This is a genomic window from Agromyces sp. GXQ0307 (assembly GCF_044769845.1).
Taxonomy (GTDB): domain Bacteria; phylum Actinomycetota; class Actinomycetes; order Actinomycetales; family Microbacteriaceae; genus Agromyces.
In genome coordinates this window covers 52,204-66,057 of sequence record NZ_JBIZVY010000005.1, presented here as the reverse complement: position 1 = coordinate 66,057, position 13,854 = coordinate 52,204, and the positions used below count along the sequence as shown (strand labels likewise).

9 protein-coding genes are annotated in these 13,854 nt (G+C 70.8%); 2 read left to right on the top strand and 7 right to left on the bottom strand.

Translation table 11 applies throughout. The annotated features are described in order from the left end of the window. Positions 1 to 123: 123 nt before the first annotated feature. From ACIQH8_RS17130 to ACIQH8_RS17110, 5 genes are all read right to left on the bottom strand, one after another. A complete protein-coding gene (locus tag ACIQH8_RS17130) occupies positions 124 to 4,152 on the bottom strand; it encodes a hypothetical protein (protein ID WP_401000935.1) in 4,029 nt (1,342 codons plus the stop codon). 73 nt (positions 4,153 to 4,225) lie between these two features. Continuing rightward, complete coding sequence (locus ACIQH8_RS17125; RefSeq protein WP_401000932.1) at positions 4,226 to 4,939, bottom strand: DUF4157 domain-containing protein; 714 nt, start codon at positions 4,937 to 4,939, stop codon at positions 4,226 to 4,228. Positions 4,940 to 5,063: 124 nt separating this feature from the next. Further along, positions 5,064 to 7,115, bottom strand: a complete 2,052-nt coding sequence (locus tag ACIQH8_RS17120) for an ATP-binding protein (protein WP_401000930.1) — start codon at positions 7,113 to 7,115, stop codon at positions 5,064 to 5,066. A 1-nt stretch (position 7,116) separates the two neighbouring features. Then, positions 7,117 to 7,755, bottom strand: a complete 639-nt coding sequence (locus ACIQH8_RS17115; RefSeq protein WP_401000928.1) for a DUF4255 domain-containing protein — start codon at positions 7,753 to 7,755, stop codon at positions 7,117 to 7,119. A 141-nt stretch (positions 7,756 to 7,896) separates the two neighbouring features. After that, positions 7,897 to 8,520, bottom strand: a complete 624-nt coding sequence (locus ACIQH8_RS17110) for a LuxR C-terminal-related transcriptional regulator (protein ID WP_401000926.1) — start codon at positions 8,518 to 8,520, stop codon at positions 7,897 to 7,899. A 166-nt stretch (positions 8,521 to 8,686) separates the two neighbouring features. Here ACIQH8_RS17110 and ACIQH8_RS17105 point away from each other — a divergent pair, with 166 nt between their 5' ends. Together ACIQH8_RS17105 and ACIQH8_RS17100 are read left to right on the top strand one after the other, a co-directional pair. Beyond that, positions 8,687 to 9,004: a PAAR domain-containing protein gene (locus tag ACIQH8_RS17105; protein WP_401000924.1), complete on the top strand. Its 318-nt coding sequence runs from the start codon at positions 8,687 to 8,689 to the stop codon at positions 9,002 to 9,004. A 79-nt stretch (positions 9,005 to 9,083) separates the two neighbouring features. Next, positions 9,084 to 11,228 (top strand): hypothetical protein, encoded by a 2,145-nt coding sequence (locus tag ACIQH8_RS17100; RefSeq protein ID WP_401000921.1) that lies wholly within the window; start codon positions 9,084 to 9,086, stop codon positions 11,226 to 11,228. Between the two features lie 7 nt (positions 11,229 to 11,235). On the opposite strand, the gene ACIQH8_RS17095 is transcribed toward ACIQH8_RS17100, so the two are convergent. Then, positions 11,236 to 12,222: a sugar ABC transporter permease gene (locus ACIQH8_RS17095; protein ID WP_401000919.1), complete on the bottom strand. Its 987-nt coding sequence runs from the start codon at positions 12,220 to 12,222 to the stop codon at positions 11,236 to 11,238. Beyond that, the gene (locus ACIQH8_RS17090; protein ID WP_401000917.1) at positions 12,222 to 13,844 is read right to left on the bottom strand and encodes an ABC transporter permease subunit; all 1,623 of its coding nucleotides are present in this window, start codon (positions 13,842 to 13,844) and stop codon (positions 12,222 to 12,224) included. The genes ACIQH8_RS17095 and ACIQH8_RS17090 overlap by 1 nt, the downstream gene beginning before the upstream one ends. Positions 13,845 to 13,854: the final 10 nt, after the last annotated feature.

Genomic DNA, 13,854 nt, shown 5'->3' with positions numbered 1-13,854 from the left:
TTCGCTGGATCACGTGGTTCCAGCGTCCGCGCGCGCGTGCCTCGACGTGCAGTCTGTCGGTGCGTGCGGGTGGGTAGTGGTGGGTGCGCGATCGGGCAGGTCGACCCCGGCCGCCGCCGCCGATCAGCGTCTGCGGCCCGCACGCGTGAGCCCGAGCCGCTCGGCCTTGGCCTTCACTGACGCCTCGTGCATGACCTCTTCACGCACGAGGTCGATGATGTTGTCGTACTGCGTCCTGGATGCCGCGTCGACCTGGGCCGGGCCGGGGTTCGGTGGCTCGTTGCCTCGTCGCTCGCCGTTCGTCTTGACTGCGCGGCCCTCCTTCATCTGATTCTCCGCCGCGATGGCATCGACGGTGCGTGCGACGGCGTCCTTGCGTGCTGTCTCGACCGCGCCCTCGATCCGGGCGAGCGCGTCCGTGGCGTCGTGGTCGGTGAGGCCGACCTGGCCCGAGATGCGTCCCCGCTGGATGCGCTCGACGATCCCCGAGTCGACGAGCAGAGTCTTGATCGTGTAGCTCATCGCGTTATCCGCGGGCGTCTTGATGCGAGCGGCTCGCTCGTAGATCATGATCGTCGTCTGCCGGTTGTCAGCTCGCGATCCGCGCCACGGCATGTACTGGCGGAGCGCCGCCCAGACCGACTTCCCGACGGCGAACGGGATGATGTGCTCGGATTCCGTCCAGTGCAGGCGATGTCCGCTGCGGTTGCTCGAGGGTTTGGCCCCGTGGAATCCGGTGGTCCCGATTCCCGGAGCACTGCCGACCGGCTCTCCTCGGCTCTTGCGGCCGGTCGTCGTGACGAAGAGCCGGGTCGCGTCCACGAGTTGTCGGAAGAGCTGGTCGGCTTGGTCCTTGAGGCGCTCCGCTCGAGCCTTGGCGGCCGCGTCACGAGGCGAATCGTCGAGTTGCCTGACGGTCACGACGTACTCGTCGATCGTGGCCCGGTATCGACGATCCAGGTCCTTCACCGTCGGAGTGGGGGCCGCCTGGGCGCTGGGCTGCGGAGTGGACGCCGTATAGAGCACCTCCGGTGCACCCTTCTTCGAGTAGACGGAGTGCCGCTCGCCGTCGACGTCGAACGTCTCCCGGAAGGTGATTCCGAGCATCCGGTCCCTGAGCCGCCTGAGCGCTTCGCCTGCGCCGGCGACCTTCCCCTTCGCCCAGACCTTCCCGGCCTCGGCCTTGCCCTTCACCCACACCTTGCCCGCGGCGACCTTCGCCTTGACCTTCGTGCTGATGCCCGTGATGCCGCGGATGATCGGCCCGGCGACCTTGAGCCCAGTCTTGATGAGGACGTCGAGCGCCCGGTTGATCGGTCGCTGGATGGCCTGGATGATCGAGCGGATCTTCTCGCCGATACCGCCGATGCCGAGCACGCTCGCGATGAAGCCGATGAGGATCGGCACCATCTGCCCGAGCGCGTTCTCGACCTTGTCGACCACGACGCCGACCCGGCCCTTCGCGATGTCGACGACGCCGTCGATGACGGTGTTCACGAACCGGGCGATGCGTGCGGCGTTGTTCACGAAGAACATTACGACGTCGTAGATCAGCTTGCACGCCTTGATGAACGCGGCGGCCGGGTTCAACAGGCTGATCAGCCACGTGATGCCCGCGGTGATGATCTTCGTGACCACGAAGTCCTGGATCTGGTCGACGATCATCGCCTTGATGTCGCCGACCTTCTCGACGAGCTTGTCCCAGAGTCCGGCGATGCCCTGGTCCTTGATGACCTGGAAGATCTCGACGCCGCGTTCGACCGCCGCCATCGCCGTTTCGCCGATCTGCCGCACGAGCCGGTTGCGGATGTTCGCCCAGGTGAGCCCGAACACCGAGGCGAGCAGCTTCACGACGCCCTTCAGGTCGAACGTGTCGGGGATCTCGATGCCGGCGTCGCCGAGCTGGCCGAATAGCCAACCCAGGAGGCCCTTCTTGAGGTGGGTGGTGATGTTCGCGAAGAACTTGTCGATGCCGCCCTTGATGCCGCTGATGAGGTTGCCGAGGAAGCCGACCGGGTCGCCGACGATGTCGCCGATCACGCTCGCGGCCCGGGCGAGCGCGCTCCGCAGCATCGCGGCCAGCTGGCGGATGGTGTTGATGACGGCCTTGATCGCACCGATCGCCTTGTCGACGAGCCCCCGGTTCTCGGCCTGGAGCGCCTCGATGCGCTCGTCGAGTCCCTTGCGCGCCTCGACGTACTTCGTCGCGAGGGTCTGGACGACGTCGTTCTCCTTGTCCTTCACGTCGCTCTCGAGCTGGTCGAAGCGGTCGCCGATCTCCTTGGCGGCGTCCGAGCCGACCCGCTGCAGGTCCTTCGGCAGCGACTTCACATACGAGGCGATCTCGCCGCGACCCTTCGCGATGCGCTGCTTCGCCGCGGTCAGGGCTCCGCCGACGAGGTTCGCGACCCGATCGATCACGCCGTCCATCTGCGCCAGGTAGAGTTCGCGGCCGGCGACGTAGAACTCGTTGACCTTGTCGGGCATGCCGAAGAGCTTGTCCTTCGCCCAGCGCAGGCCCCCGAGCCATCCGCAGTACCGGTCTCGCTTGTAGGCCGACATCTTCGCCGCGACGTACGACTCGAAGCGCGCCCTCGCGGCGGCCTCGCCCCGCTCGAACTCCGCCTCGACCTTCGGGTCGATGCCGTCGAGGATCTTCTTCACGTCGGTCTCGGTGGCGCTGAAGATGCCCTGGATCTTCGCGGTCACCTCGGCCCGCCGTTGCTCGTCCTTCGTCTTCGTGCGGCCCTTGTCGGCGACGAGCTTGGCGAGCGTCGCCGCCTTCGTCGCCTGCATGCCCTGCACGCCGGCCGCGGTCGCCGCGCCGGCCTGGGCCGTGCCCTGGGCGATGGTCGCCTGCTCCACGGCCCGGTACTCGCCCGGGGCGGAGTCCGCGTGCGCCGCCGCCGTCCGCTTCTCGGCGAGCGCACCCTCGAACTCGGGCTCGCCCGACGTCGCGAGCTGCTCGTCGGTGACGTTCGCCTCGACCATCTCCTGGTCGACCTCGCGCTTGCCCGCCTCGAGGTTGAGCTGTTCCGCCGGCGCCGGCTTCGGCACGGCTCCCGCCGCGGGGATCTGCGCGACCTGCCCCGGGTTCTCAGCCGCCATCGGCGTGACGGGCTTCGGCACGGCCTTCGACTGGTCGGGCGGCGCCGCCGTGGCCGTTTCGATGTCGTGCGCCGCGCCCTCCGTACCCTGTCCGACGAGCCCCTTCACCTGGCCCTTGACCTCGCCCGCCTTGCCCGACTTGGCGTAGTCGTCGGCCTCCTTCAGTGTCTTCGGCGACTTCGCCTCGATCGCGGACTTGACGGCCGCGATGAACGCTTTCTTGTCGAAGGTGCCCGGCTGCTGGGCGTCCATCGAGTCGGCCTTCGCGGCCTTGGCCTGGCCGGCGAGGTCGTCGCTCGGGGCGACGGCGGCGTCCTGCGCCTCCTTCGCCTTCGACGCGGCGGGCGGATGGGCGCGCTTCGCCGCCCCGAAGGTCTTCACCCCGCCCGCGACCCGCGCGAAGGCCGGGTCCTTCGTCGGCGCGACACCGGTGGGCGGCACCGGCGGGAGGAGCAGCTTGTCGGCCGTCAGCGGCTGCGGTGCCGGAGCGGGCGCCGGCCCGCCACCCCCGGCCGCGGCTCGCGGGGCCGCCGCGGCCGGCCCGGGCTTGACCGCCGCGCGCTTCGCCGCGGCCTTCCCGAGCGGTGACTTCGCCGGCACGGGCTTCGGCGGCGGGACCGGCTTCTTCGCCGGCACCGATCCCGGACCGAAGCCGGTGATGCGCACCGCGAGCGCCGACGCCGGCGGCTTGAGACCCTCGAGATCGACGGGGATCCCGACCGCCTTCGCCCGTTTGAGCCCCCGTTCGACCCGGTCGATGTCTGGTTCGTCGCGCCGCAGCTCGACGAGCGCCCCGTCGATCTCGACGATCGCGTCGCCGCCGGGCCGCCGCCACTTCGCGGCGACGAGGGCGCTGACCGCGGCGTTGCCCGCCGCACGCTGCAGCGCGAGGATCGACTCCGCGCCGGGCGACCGGGCCGCCGCGCCGGGATCGAGGCTCCGGCGGGCTGCGGCGAGCGCGGTGGTCGTCGCCGAGCGGATGCCGCCTGCTGGGCGCCGATCGGCGGGCGGTCGATCGCGTGTCGTCTCCGCGGCGAGCGTCATCGACGTCGGCTCCGGTCAGGGATCGGGCGTCGGTCGGGGCGGTGCGGTGGTCCGAACCATGGCCGATCGCGGCTCAGGTCGCCGCTTCCTCCTCCGGCTCCTCCTCGGCCTGCCGCTGCATGAAGAGACCCTGCACGGGTTCTTCCTCCTCCTCGCCCTGGCGCTGCACGGTCGACGGGCTCGAGCCGGAGTCATCAGCCTGCCGCTGCACCGGCGCCGGTTCGCCCATCACGCGCGCCGCGTTGTCGGCCGCCGCGCGTTCGAACCGGTCGCCCGGATCGCTCACGCTGATTCCGCCGCCGGCCGGCGCCCCGTCGACCGGGCCCGAGCGCTGCTGCACGACGTGCGTGAGCTCGTGCGCGATCGTGGTCCGCCCCGCCGTCGTCGACGGATCGTAGGCGTCCCGTTGGAACACCACGTGCGACCCGACGGTGTACGCGTGCGCGTTCACCGACCGCGCGGATTCGTGCGCCGGGGCATCCGTGTGCACCTTGACATCGCCGAAGTCGGCGCCGAGGCGTTGCTCCATGTCGGCGCGCACCCCGGGGTCGAGCGAGGAGCCGCCCGACGAGATCACGTCGTGGACGGGTGAGCGCCCCTCCTCGACGAGGTCGCTGACCGCACCGTTGCCGGCGTCGCGCTGCAGTCGCAGCAGCCCGGCGGGTCCGATCGCGTCGGTGCGCCGCGCGGCGAGCCCGGCCCCGTCCGTCGCGACCGATGCCTCGCGCGCGGTCTCCGGCTTGCGGCCCGCCGCCGGCTCGGCGGGGTCCCAGTCGTGTGCGTGCATGGTCCACCTCCACGATCGCCGACTTCCATTGCACCGCCGCAACGCCGCCGCCGGGCGAGGTCTGCCCCTTCGGGCACCCGGATGCACCCGATCGGCCTCGCCTCCGGCCGGCGCGCGAGGCGCGTCATCCGCTGCCCACCTCGGCCCAGTAGCGGCCGAACTCCCGCTCGACGACGAGCCGGCCGAGCTTTCGGTACTCGCGATGCACGGCGACGATGAGGTGCTTCATCCGCACCGTGCCGTGCTCGGCCGCGGCGAGGTACGCGGCGGTGATCGCGGCAGAACGGATGGCGCCGCCCGCGAGTTCGAACGACTGCCCCAGGAACTCGAGGTCGATGTCGTCGTCGCGGCCCAGCCGGCCGCCGAGGCTGCGGTCCCAGAGCCTCGACCGGTGCGCGGCGTCGGGCATCGGGAAGTCGACGATGACGTCGAGACGGCGTGTGAACGCCTCGTCGATGTTCGCCCGGAGGTTCGTCGCGAGGATCGCGAGGCCGTCGAACGTCTCCATGCGCTGCAGGAGGTAGGCGCTCTCGACGTTGGCGTACCGGTCGTGCGCGTCCTTCACATCGCTCCGCTTGCCGAAGACGGCGTCGGCCTCGTCGAACAACAGCACCGCGTTGGTGCCCGTCGCGGCGCGGAAGATCCGTTCGAGGTTCTTCTCGGTCTCGCCGATGTACTTGTCGATGACCGTCGACAGGTCGATCACGTAGAGATCGAGCCCGAGCCCGCCGGCGACCACCTCGGCCGACATCGTCTTGCCCGTGCCGGAGTCCCCGGCGAAGAGGGCGACCACGCCGTGGCCCCGACCGCCGCCCGGCCGCATGCCCCAGTCGCCCAGCACCTGTTCCCGGTGCCGTGCGCGCAGCTCGATCTCGTGGAGCGCGTTCAGCGGCGCCGCCGGGAGCACGAGGTCGTCCCAGCCGACGCGCGGATCGACGCGGCGGGCGAGCCGGTCGAGCGCCGACGCGTTCTCCGCCCGCGCACCGGCGGCGAGGTCGCCCGCCGTGAGCGTGCCGCTTCGGGAGACCGTCGCCTGCGTCCGCGCCGTACGGGCGGCGCGCTGCACCTGCTCGGGGCGGAGCCGGAACTGCCCGGTGACCTCGGCGACGTCGATCGACTCGGCGGCGGGCCCGAGGAAGTCGCGCCACAGCCGCGCGCGGTCGTCGACCGTCGTCGGTTCGACGTCGATCATCGCGGGCAGCTCGCGCCACCACGACGGGTTCCAGCTCGAGTCGCCGACGAACACCGTCGGCTGGGGCGAGTCGGCGAGCACCTCGACGAGCGCGGCGGGCGTCGCCTCGGTGAGCGGCCCGACGATGAGGCCGGAGCCGCGCAACCGCACCTCGCGGACGGCAGCGTGGGCGAGCGGGATCGCCTCCTGCTCGCCGCCGAGGCGGGAGAGGTCGAGGAAGAGCGCGCCGAGCCCCTGCGCCCGCAGGCCGCGATGGGCGACGGCCTCGCCCGAGCCGGTGGCCGGCTCGCGCAGGTGGATGAGGCGGATGCCGGCCGCGAGCGCAGCCGCCACACGGCTCGGGTCGCCCCACTCGACCGACGACGCATCGCGGACGACGCCCTCGAGGGCACGGTCCGGGCCGTCGTCGCCCAGCAGGTGGCCGACGACCCGATCGGGGACCCGCACCGCCCGGCCGGGCAACGGCCGCTCGTCGTCCTCGACGACCACGAGGCCGCCGGAGACGAGCGGCCCGGAGATGAGCCGTGCCCGGTCGGCCGCCGACGTGAGCGGCACCCCGCAGAGCTCGAGCGCGAGCGCGAACGACGGCCGACGACGCCCCACGTCGTCGTTGAGGTACCCGAAGAAGCGCTCGAACCTCGGGTCGAGGTCGGCCGCCAGCGCGATCACGAGCAGGTCCTCGTCGATCGGACCGAGGCCGAACGCCTGCGACAGGCGTCGGAGCCGCAGCTGGTGCCCGGCGGCCTCGGCGAGGTCGGCCGCCTGCTCCGTCTCGGCGAGGCGAGCCGAGGCATCCGACCAGTCGGGCACCCCCGGTGCCCCCGCCAGCAGCCGGTCGACCATCTCGTCGCTGAGGTACAGGCCGCGGAACGGGTCGTCGGGCTGCGGGTCGACCGCGCGCCGAGCCGCCACCAGCCGCCGGATCCGGTCCTCGATGACGCCGACCCGACCCAGCAGGTGCACGATGCCGGGGTCGGAGATCATGTCAGCTCCTCGCGCGGGCATCGCCCGTGCCGACCCGCGGCCGCGTGCCGACCTGGTCGCCGGCGCCGATCGATTCGGCGCTGATGCGCGTCTCGACGCGATCGACCGGCGGGCCGACGGGGTACGAGATGCCGCGTGTCATCGGTGCGGTGATCACCACGTCGAGCGACGGCTTGAGTTCGCCGCCGAGCGACGACCAGACATCGGCGAACGCACGATCCTCCGGCGGCGGCAGGGCCACGTTGATCGAGCACGGCAGGCCGGTCTCGGCGAGGGTGTCCACCACGAACGAGTCGGGCACGGCGTCGTACTGCAGGAAGCAGCGCAGCAGCGCATCGAGGAGGCGGTGCTCGTCGTCGGGTCGCTGCGTCCACGCGGTCACGAGGTAGGAGAGCTTGAAGAACCGCGGGGCGGGGACGCGGCTCGTGACGACGCCGTGCTCGTCGCGCACCTCGGTGAAGCCGTGCTCGCGGCGACGCGTGTCCTCGCGGATGTCGTAGAGGAAGAGGTCCACGGTCGGAGCGTTGCGGCGGGCCGCCCACTCCTTCGTCGGCGCGTCGAGCGCGACCTCGATGTCCGCGGCGATCCCCTCCGACCGTCGCACGAGGGCACGGATCGCATCGTCGATCTCGCCGATCATGCGTCAAGTGTGCTGGCGGGGCCCCGCGCCGGTCGGATGGGCCGGGGCATCCGCGGGGGCAGGGTCGGATTCCTCCTCGGGCAAGCGGGCCGCGCCGACGCGACGCGTGCGCGTTCCGGGCGCCGCGCTCCGGGCGCCGGGTCAGATCAGCCCTTCCCGCATCGCGTACGCGACGGCGTGCGAGCGGTTCCTCAACTGCAGACGGGTCGTGACGTCGTGCAGCACGTTCTTCACGGTGCGTTCCGAGTAGCAGAGCTCGGCCGCGATGTGCGCCGTGTCCCAGCCGTCGGCCACCAGCCGGAGCACCTCGATCTCCCTCGACGCGAGCCCGGTGAACGCGATGCCGCGCGGGTCGAGCACGGTGCGCTGGAGCCGCCCGACCTGGTCGAGCAGCCGGCCGAGCAGGTCCGGCGGGACCGTGCCCTCCCCCGCAGCCGCCGAGACGATGCACGACACGAGCCGATCGGTCGTCGCGTCGGACCGGCGGACGAAACCGACCGCGCCGCTCTCGACGGCGCGGACGAGGTCCTGGTCGTCGAGTTGGGCGGCGATCAGGATGACGCGGGCCTCCCCGTTGCGGCGGACGAAGCGCAGCGTGTTGAGCGACTCGTCGTCGACGGCGTCGACGATCACGAGGACCACGTCGGGCGGGTCATCCCCCGCTGCTGAGACGATCCGCACCTCCGGACGCGGTCGGAGCGCACTCGTCACCCCGGCTTCGGAGATCGGGTCCCGCGCGTACACGCGAACGGCGATGCGTGACATGGCATCCTCCTCGGCACTGTGGACGGCGCCCGGCCGGTGCCGTCGCGAGCATGATCGCAACGGGCGCTCTCCGCGCACTCAACATGTCCTCAACGGGCGGCGGCGCTGCCCGGTCGCCCGCCCACGCGCCAGCCCTCCGATGCAGCGCGGCGGGTAGCGTCGGGGCATGCCCGTCGGTCCCGCGCTCCGCGTCGGCGACATGGCCGTGTGCCCGCTCGTCGACGGTGTCACCCCGCACGTCGGCGGCCCGATCACGCCCGTGGCGTCGGTGCCGACCGTCCTCATCGCGGGCATGCCCGCCGCCGTCGCCAACGGCATCCCGGGCGGCATCGTGTGCGCCTCGCCCGCGCCGAACGGCATCGCCATGGGAAGCACGACCGTGCTGATCGGCGGGTTCCCGGCCGCGAGGCTCACCGACCTCTCGATGCACGGCGCCCCCATCGTGCCGGGCCCCGGCGCCCCGACGGTGATCATCGGCGGGTGACCGAAAGGGCACGGCTCGTGCCCGGAAGGCGGGTCGGAGGGCCGCCACGCCTGGCACGACCGTTCGTAGCGTCGAGTGCATGGCCACGGTCGCCGACATCGAGCCTGCCTCGCTCACGATCACACCCGGGACGTCCGAGCAGTTCACGCTGACGCTCCGCAACGAGGGCGACGACGTCGAGGCGTATCGGCTCACCGCGATCGACGACGCCGCCGGGTTCGTCGTCATCGAGCCCGACACCGTGCTCGTGCACCCCGGCGAGACGGGCACCGCGGTCGCCACCATGCAGCTGGCGCACACCGGCGACTGGGCCGTGGGCGAGATGGTCGTGCGATTCCGGGTCGTCCCGGCCGGCAACCCCGACGACTTCCTCGTGCTGGAGGCGATCGCGACGATCCAGTCGTTCAGCGAGGTCACCGCCATGCTGACCCCGCCGGCGCTCGAGGGACGACGCGGCGCCTCGACCCGCATCTCGGTGGCGAACACGGGGAACGCGCACGCCGAGGCCGACCTCGCCGTGTCGGCGGGCAACCTCGAATTGACGATCGACCGCCCACGGGTGGCGCTCCCGGCCGGATCCACCCAGGAGGTCGGCCTTCGGGTCCACGCCCGGAGTGTGCTGTGGCGGGGCGATCCCGAGCAGCACGACTTCACGGTCACGATCGCACCCGAGGGGCAGCCGTCGACGACGCTCGAGGGGACGTTCCGCCAGGTCCCGCTCCTGCCCGGTTGGACGTTCGTCGCCGCGATCGTCGGAGCGGCCGTGATCGCCCTGGGCGTGTTCATCGGCGTGGCCGTGCTCCTGTGGAACGGCATCACCGGCATCGCACGCCCGGTCGCCACGACGGAGGCCGCGACCGAGACCTCGACGCCCACGCCGGCAGCGGAACCCGTCGCCGTCGTCACGGAGCTCACCGCACCGGCCGACCCTGACCCGGCCGGCGGCAGTGTCGTCACCGTTGCGATCGACGCGGCGGACGCTCCGCAGGACGCGCTGGTCGCCGTCGCCGTGACGTGGCCCGACCGGCTCGCGCTCGCGAGCGACTCGTGCCTCGGATGGATCGACCCCGCGACCGACGATCTCATCGAGCCGGGAACGCCCGGACTGGTTCGCCCGGGCGACCAGTGCCTGATCGACCCGACCGCGGTGCGCGCAGAGGCCGACCTCGAGTTCACGGGACCGCGAGCGGGCTTCACGGAGACCGTGAGTGCGAAGGCGAGCCGACTCGTGAGCGTCGAGGACGGCGGTGTCGCCGACGTCGAACCCGGCGTCCGCCGCAGCTTCGACGAGGAACTCGCGATCACCGTCGACCCGCCCCCGTTCTGGTTGCAGGTCGAGCAGTACCGGCCCGATCCCGAGTCGAGCACCAGACTGTTCGTGATGGCCGTGCATCGCACCCTCGACGCGGACTCCGAGGACGCGCAGCTGGCCTTCCGGATCTCGGCTCCGGATTTCGCCGATCCCCCCAACCTCTTCGGCGCATACCTCGTGGGCGGATCGGGTGCCTGCGTCTTCATCCCCGAGGACGACATCTGCGTGGTCGACTTCCCGGTCGATGTCGAGACGTTCGATCAGGGCGGCGGCAGGTGGGAGGACGGCGCGCTCGAGACGCAATGGGTCTTCGTGCCGATCCAGGTCCCCGCCGACGAGTCGGCCGCGGGGCTCGTCTCGATCGAAGCGGTGGGCCTCACCGAGGGCGGCGAGGAACTCGACGCGACGGAGACGGCCGCGGTCGTCCGGCCGGCGTCCGCCCCCCTCGTGCTGGGCTCCGACCTCTTCCCCGTCGATGTCGAGTTCGACCCCTCCTCCGCGGCCGGTGGCGATGAGGTGCAGGCGACCGTTCGTCTCACCGCGGCGATCTTCGATGACCGCGCGGCCGCCGAGGACGGCTCGCGCATCGTGGAGTTGGAGTTCGCGTGGTGGGACCAGATCGACCTGGTCGACGACCCGGTCGGGTGCGCAGAGTACGACCCGAGGAGCCGGATCTGCACACTCGACGAGCCGGCGGAGGGCGACGAGCTCGCTGACGTCGTGTTGACGTTCACCGTCGACGACGATGCCAGGTCGCGGAGCGACCACGCCGAACTGCTCGCCAAGGTGACCGTGCTCACCTACCCGCCCGAGGACGAGGAGGATCTCACCGGCGGCGCCGAGGTCCCCGGCGGGTGGCCCCTCCGCTGGGACGCGACGCAGATCCAGCGCCTCGAGTTCGAGTTCGGGTGAGCGCCGCCTACTTCACGGCGCCGGCCGAGAGCCCGCCGACGATGTACTTCTGCAGGTAGAGGAAGAGGAGCACGACCGGCAGCGCCGCGATGACCGCGCCCGCCGAGAACGCCGCCCAGTCCGCGTAGCGCGGATTCGAGACGAGCTTCGTCAGGCCGACCGCGAGCGTCTGGTTCTCGGTGTCGATGAGGATCACGGACGCCACCACGTACTCGTTCACCGAGAAGATGAACGACAGCAGCGCGACGACCGCCAGGATCGGGGCGACGAGCCGCAGGATGATCGTGAAGAAGATGCGCGCGTGGCCCGCGCCGTCGATCTTCGCCGCCTCGTCGATCGACGCGGGGATCGTGTTGAAGTACCCGTACATGAGGTACGTGTTCACGCCGAGCGCGCCGCCGAGGTAGACCATGATCAGGCCGATGTGCGTGTTCAGGCCGATCGCCGGGAACCAGTCGCTGATCGCGCTCATCACGAGGAAGATCGCGACGACCGCGAGCATCTGCGGGAACATCTGCACGACGACGATCGTGATGAGGCCGAATCGCCGGCCCGTGAACCGCATGCGCGAGAACGCGTACGCGGCGAGCGCGCCGAGGAACACCGTGAGGAGCGCGGTGACGCCCGCGATGATCAGCGTGTTCGCGAACCAGGTCGTGAAGGGCACCTGCGGGTTCGTGAGGATCCGCGCGTAGGCATCGAGCCCGATCTGCGAGAACAGCGCGTTCGATCCCGTCAGGGTGCCGTTGGGGTTCAGCGACGACGAGATCACGAAGACGACCGGGAAGAGGGCGAACGCGACGACGACGATGCCGACGAGGTGGCGCCATCCGGTGGCCTTGAACCACTTGCCGAAGCGGAAGGGGCGCTTGGACAGCGAGGCGGTGCGTTCGAGCGACGGGTCGCCGCCGGCGCGCGCCGCGTCGCGCTGCTCGCGCAGCTCGCCCTCGAGGAGGCCGGAGTCGGAGCCGGGGATCGGCTGCTGGTTCGACATCAGTTGATCTCCTCGAGCGACTTGGTGCGGCGGAACGCGATGATCGAGATCACCGCGACGACGATGAAGATGATGATCGAGTAGGCGGCCGCGAGTCCGTAGTCGCGGTTCTGGCCCGTGAACGCGACCTTGTAGACCATCGAGATCAGGATGTCGGTGAACCCGACCGGGATCGGCGCGCCCGTGTCGCGCGGACCGCCGTTCGTCAACATGTAGATCACGTTGAAGTTGTTGAAGTTGAACGCGAACGACGCGATGAGCAGCGGTGCGACCGAGACGAGCAGCAGCGGCAGCTTGATGTGCCGGAACGTCTGCCACGGCGAGGCGCCGTCGATGCTGGACGCCTCGTTCACGTCGTCCGGGATCGACTGCAGGGCGCCCGTGCAGATGAGGAACATGTACGGGAAGCCGAGCCACAGGTTGACGATGAGCACCGAGAGCTTCGCCATCCACGGATCCGTCAGCCATGGGATCGAGGCGCCGCCGAAGATCACCTGGTTGATGAAGCCGAAGCTCTCGTTCATCATGCCCGCCCAGACGAGCGCCGACAGGAACGACGGGATCGCGTAGGGGATGATCATCGCGACCCGGTAGTACCGTCGGCCCTTCATGCGCATGTCGTTGAAGACCATCGCGAGGAAGAGCCCGAGGAAGAAGGTCGTCGCGACCGAGATGAGCGCGAACGCGAAGGTCCAGAGCGTGACGTAGACGAGCGGGCCGGCGAGGCGGGTGTCGGTCACGGCGCGCACGAAGTTGTCGAAGCCGACCGTGATCTGCCAGCCGGGCAGGAGCTCGGTGCCGTCTTCGGCGGTGAACGCGCCCGTGCCGATGTCGGAGTAGACCGTGCCCGTCGACAGGTCGGTCATTGTGCCCGCGGCCTCGTCGTACTCGAGGTTCGAGATGTAGAGGTAGCCGTTCGAGCCGTCGGGCGTGCGGATGGCGCCGTCGTTCGGGTCGTCCGAGAACGGCACCGCGAGTTCGGTGATCTCGTTCGTGCGGGCGATGACGTCGGCGAACTGCAGGGTGGTCCAGCCGTCGACCGCGACGGCCTTGCCGTTGTCGACCTCGGTCGGGTCGACCGGCTGCAGCGGCTGCTCGGTCGTGCCGAGGCTCGCCTCGCCGTCGGGGTCGGTGACGAGCAGGCCGAGGGTGCCGAGCTGGTCGACGACCGTCACCTTGTAGGTGGGTGACTCGGGCACGCGCTCGAGCGAGGCCGCCATGAGCGAGCTGACCGCCTGCTCCTTCGAGCCGTTGTGCCCGGTGCCGTAGTTGGTGAAGGCGATATAGCCCGTGTAGACGAGCACGAACACCTGGAACAGCACGAGGAAGATGACGCCCGGCGTGAGGTACTTCGCCGGGAGGGTCTTGCGCGAGAAGTAGATCCAGTTGACGAGCGCGGTCACGCCGACGACGACCGCGAGCACCAGCCACTCCTGCGAGAGCGTGAGGACGAGGATCGCGTAGACCGCGATCGCATCGACGATGCCGAGCAGCAGGAGCTTGATCAGGATGGAGCGGATGCCGCCTGACGCGGCGTCCGCGATGCGTGCGGCGCGCTTCTGCCGCTTCGTGGGCGGAGTCGTCGACCCGGTGGCGACGCCCTCGTCGATCGTGGTGCTCATCTGCTGCCTC

Bases quoted from the DNA above. Each gene is read 5' to 3' on its own strand.
- ACIQH8_RS17105 (WP_401000924.1), top strand. From the start codon at position 8,687: ATGCCCGTCGGTCCCGCGCTCCGCGTCGGCGACATGGCCGTGTGCCCG.
- ACIQH8_RS17125 (WP_401000932.1), bottom strand. From the start codon at position 4,939: ATGCACGCACACGACTGGGACCCCGCCGAGCCGGCGGCGGGCCGCAAG.
- ACIQH8_RS17095 (WP_401000919.1), bottom strand. From the start codon at position 12,222: ATGTCGAACCAGCAGCCGATCCCCGGCTCCGACTCCGGCCTCCTCGAG.
- ACIQH8_RS17115 (WP_401000928.1), bottom strand. From the start codon at position 7,755: ATGATCGGCGAGATCGACGATGCGATCCGTGCCCTCGTGCGACGGTCG.
- ACIQH8_RS17120 (WP_401000930.1), bottom strand. From the start codon at position 7,115: ATGATCTCCGACCCCGGCATCGTGCACCTGCTGGGTCGGGTCGGCGTC.
- ACIQH8_RS17130 (WP_401000935.1), bottom strand. From the start codon at position 4,152: ATGACGCTCGCCGCGGAGACGACACGCGATCGACCGCCCGCCGATCGG.
- ACIQH8_RS17100 (WP_401000921.1), top strand. From the start codon at position 9,084: ATGGCCACGGTCGCCGACATCGAGCCTGCCTCGCTCACGATCACACCC.
- ACIQH8_RS17090 (WP_401000917.1), bottom strand. From the start codon at position 13,844: ATGAGCACCACGATCGACGAGGGCGTCGCCACCGGGTCGACGACTCCG.
- ACIQH8_RS17110 (WP_401000926.1), bottom strand. From the start codon at position 8,520: ATGTCACGCATCGCCGTTCGCGTGTACGCGCGGGACCCGATCTCCGAA.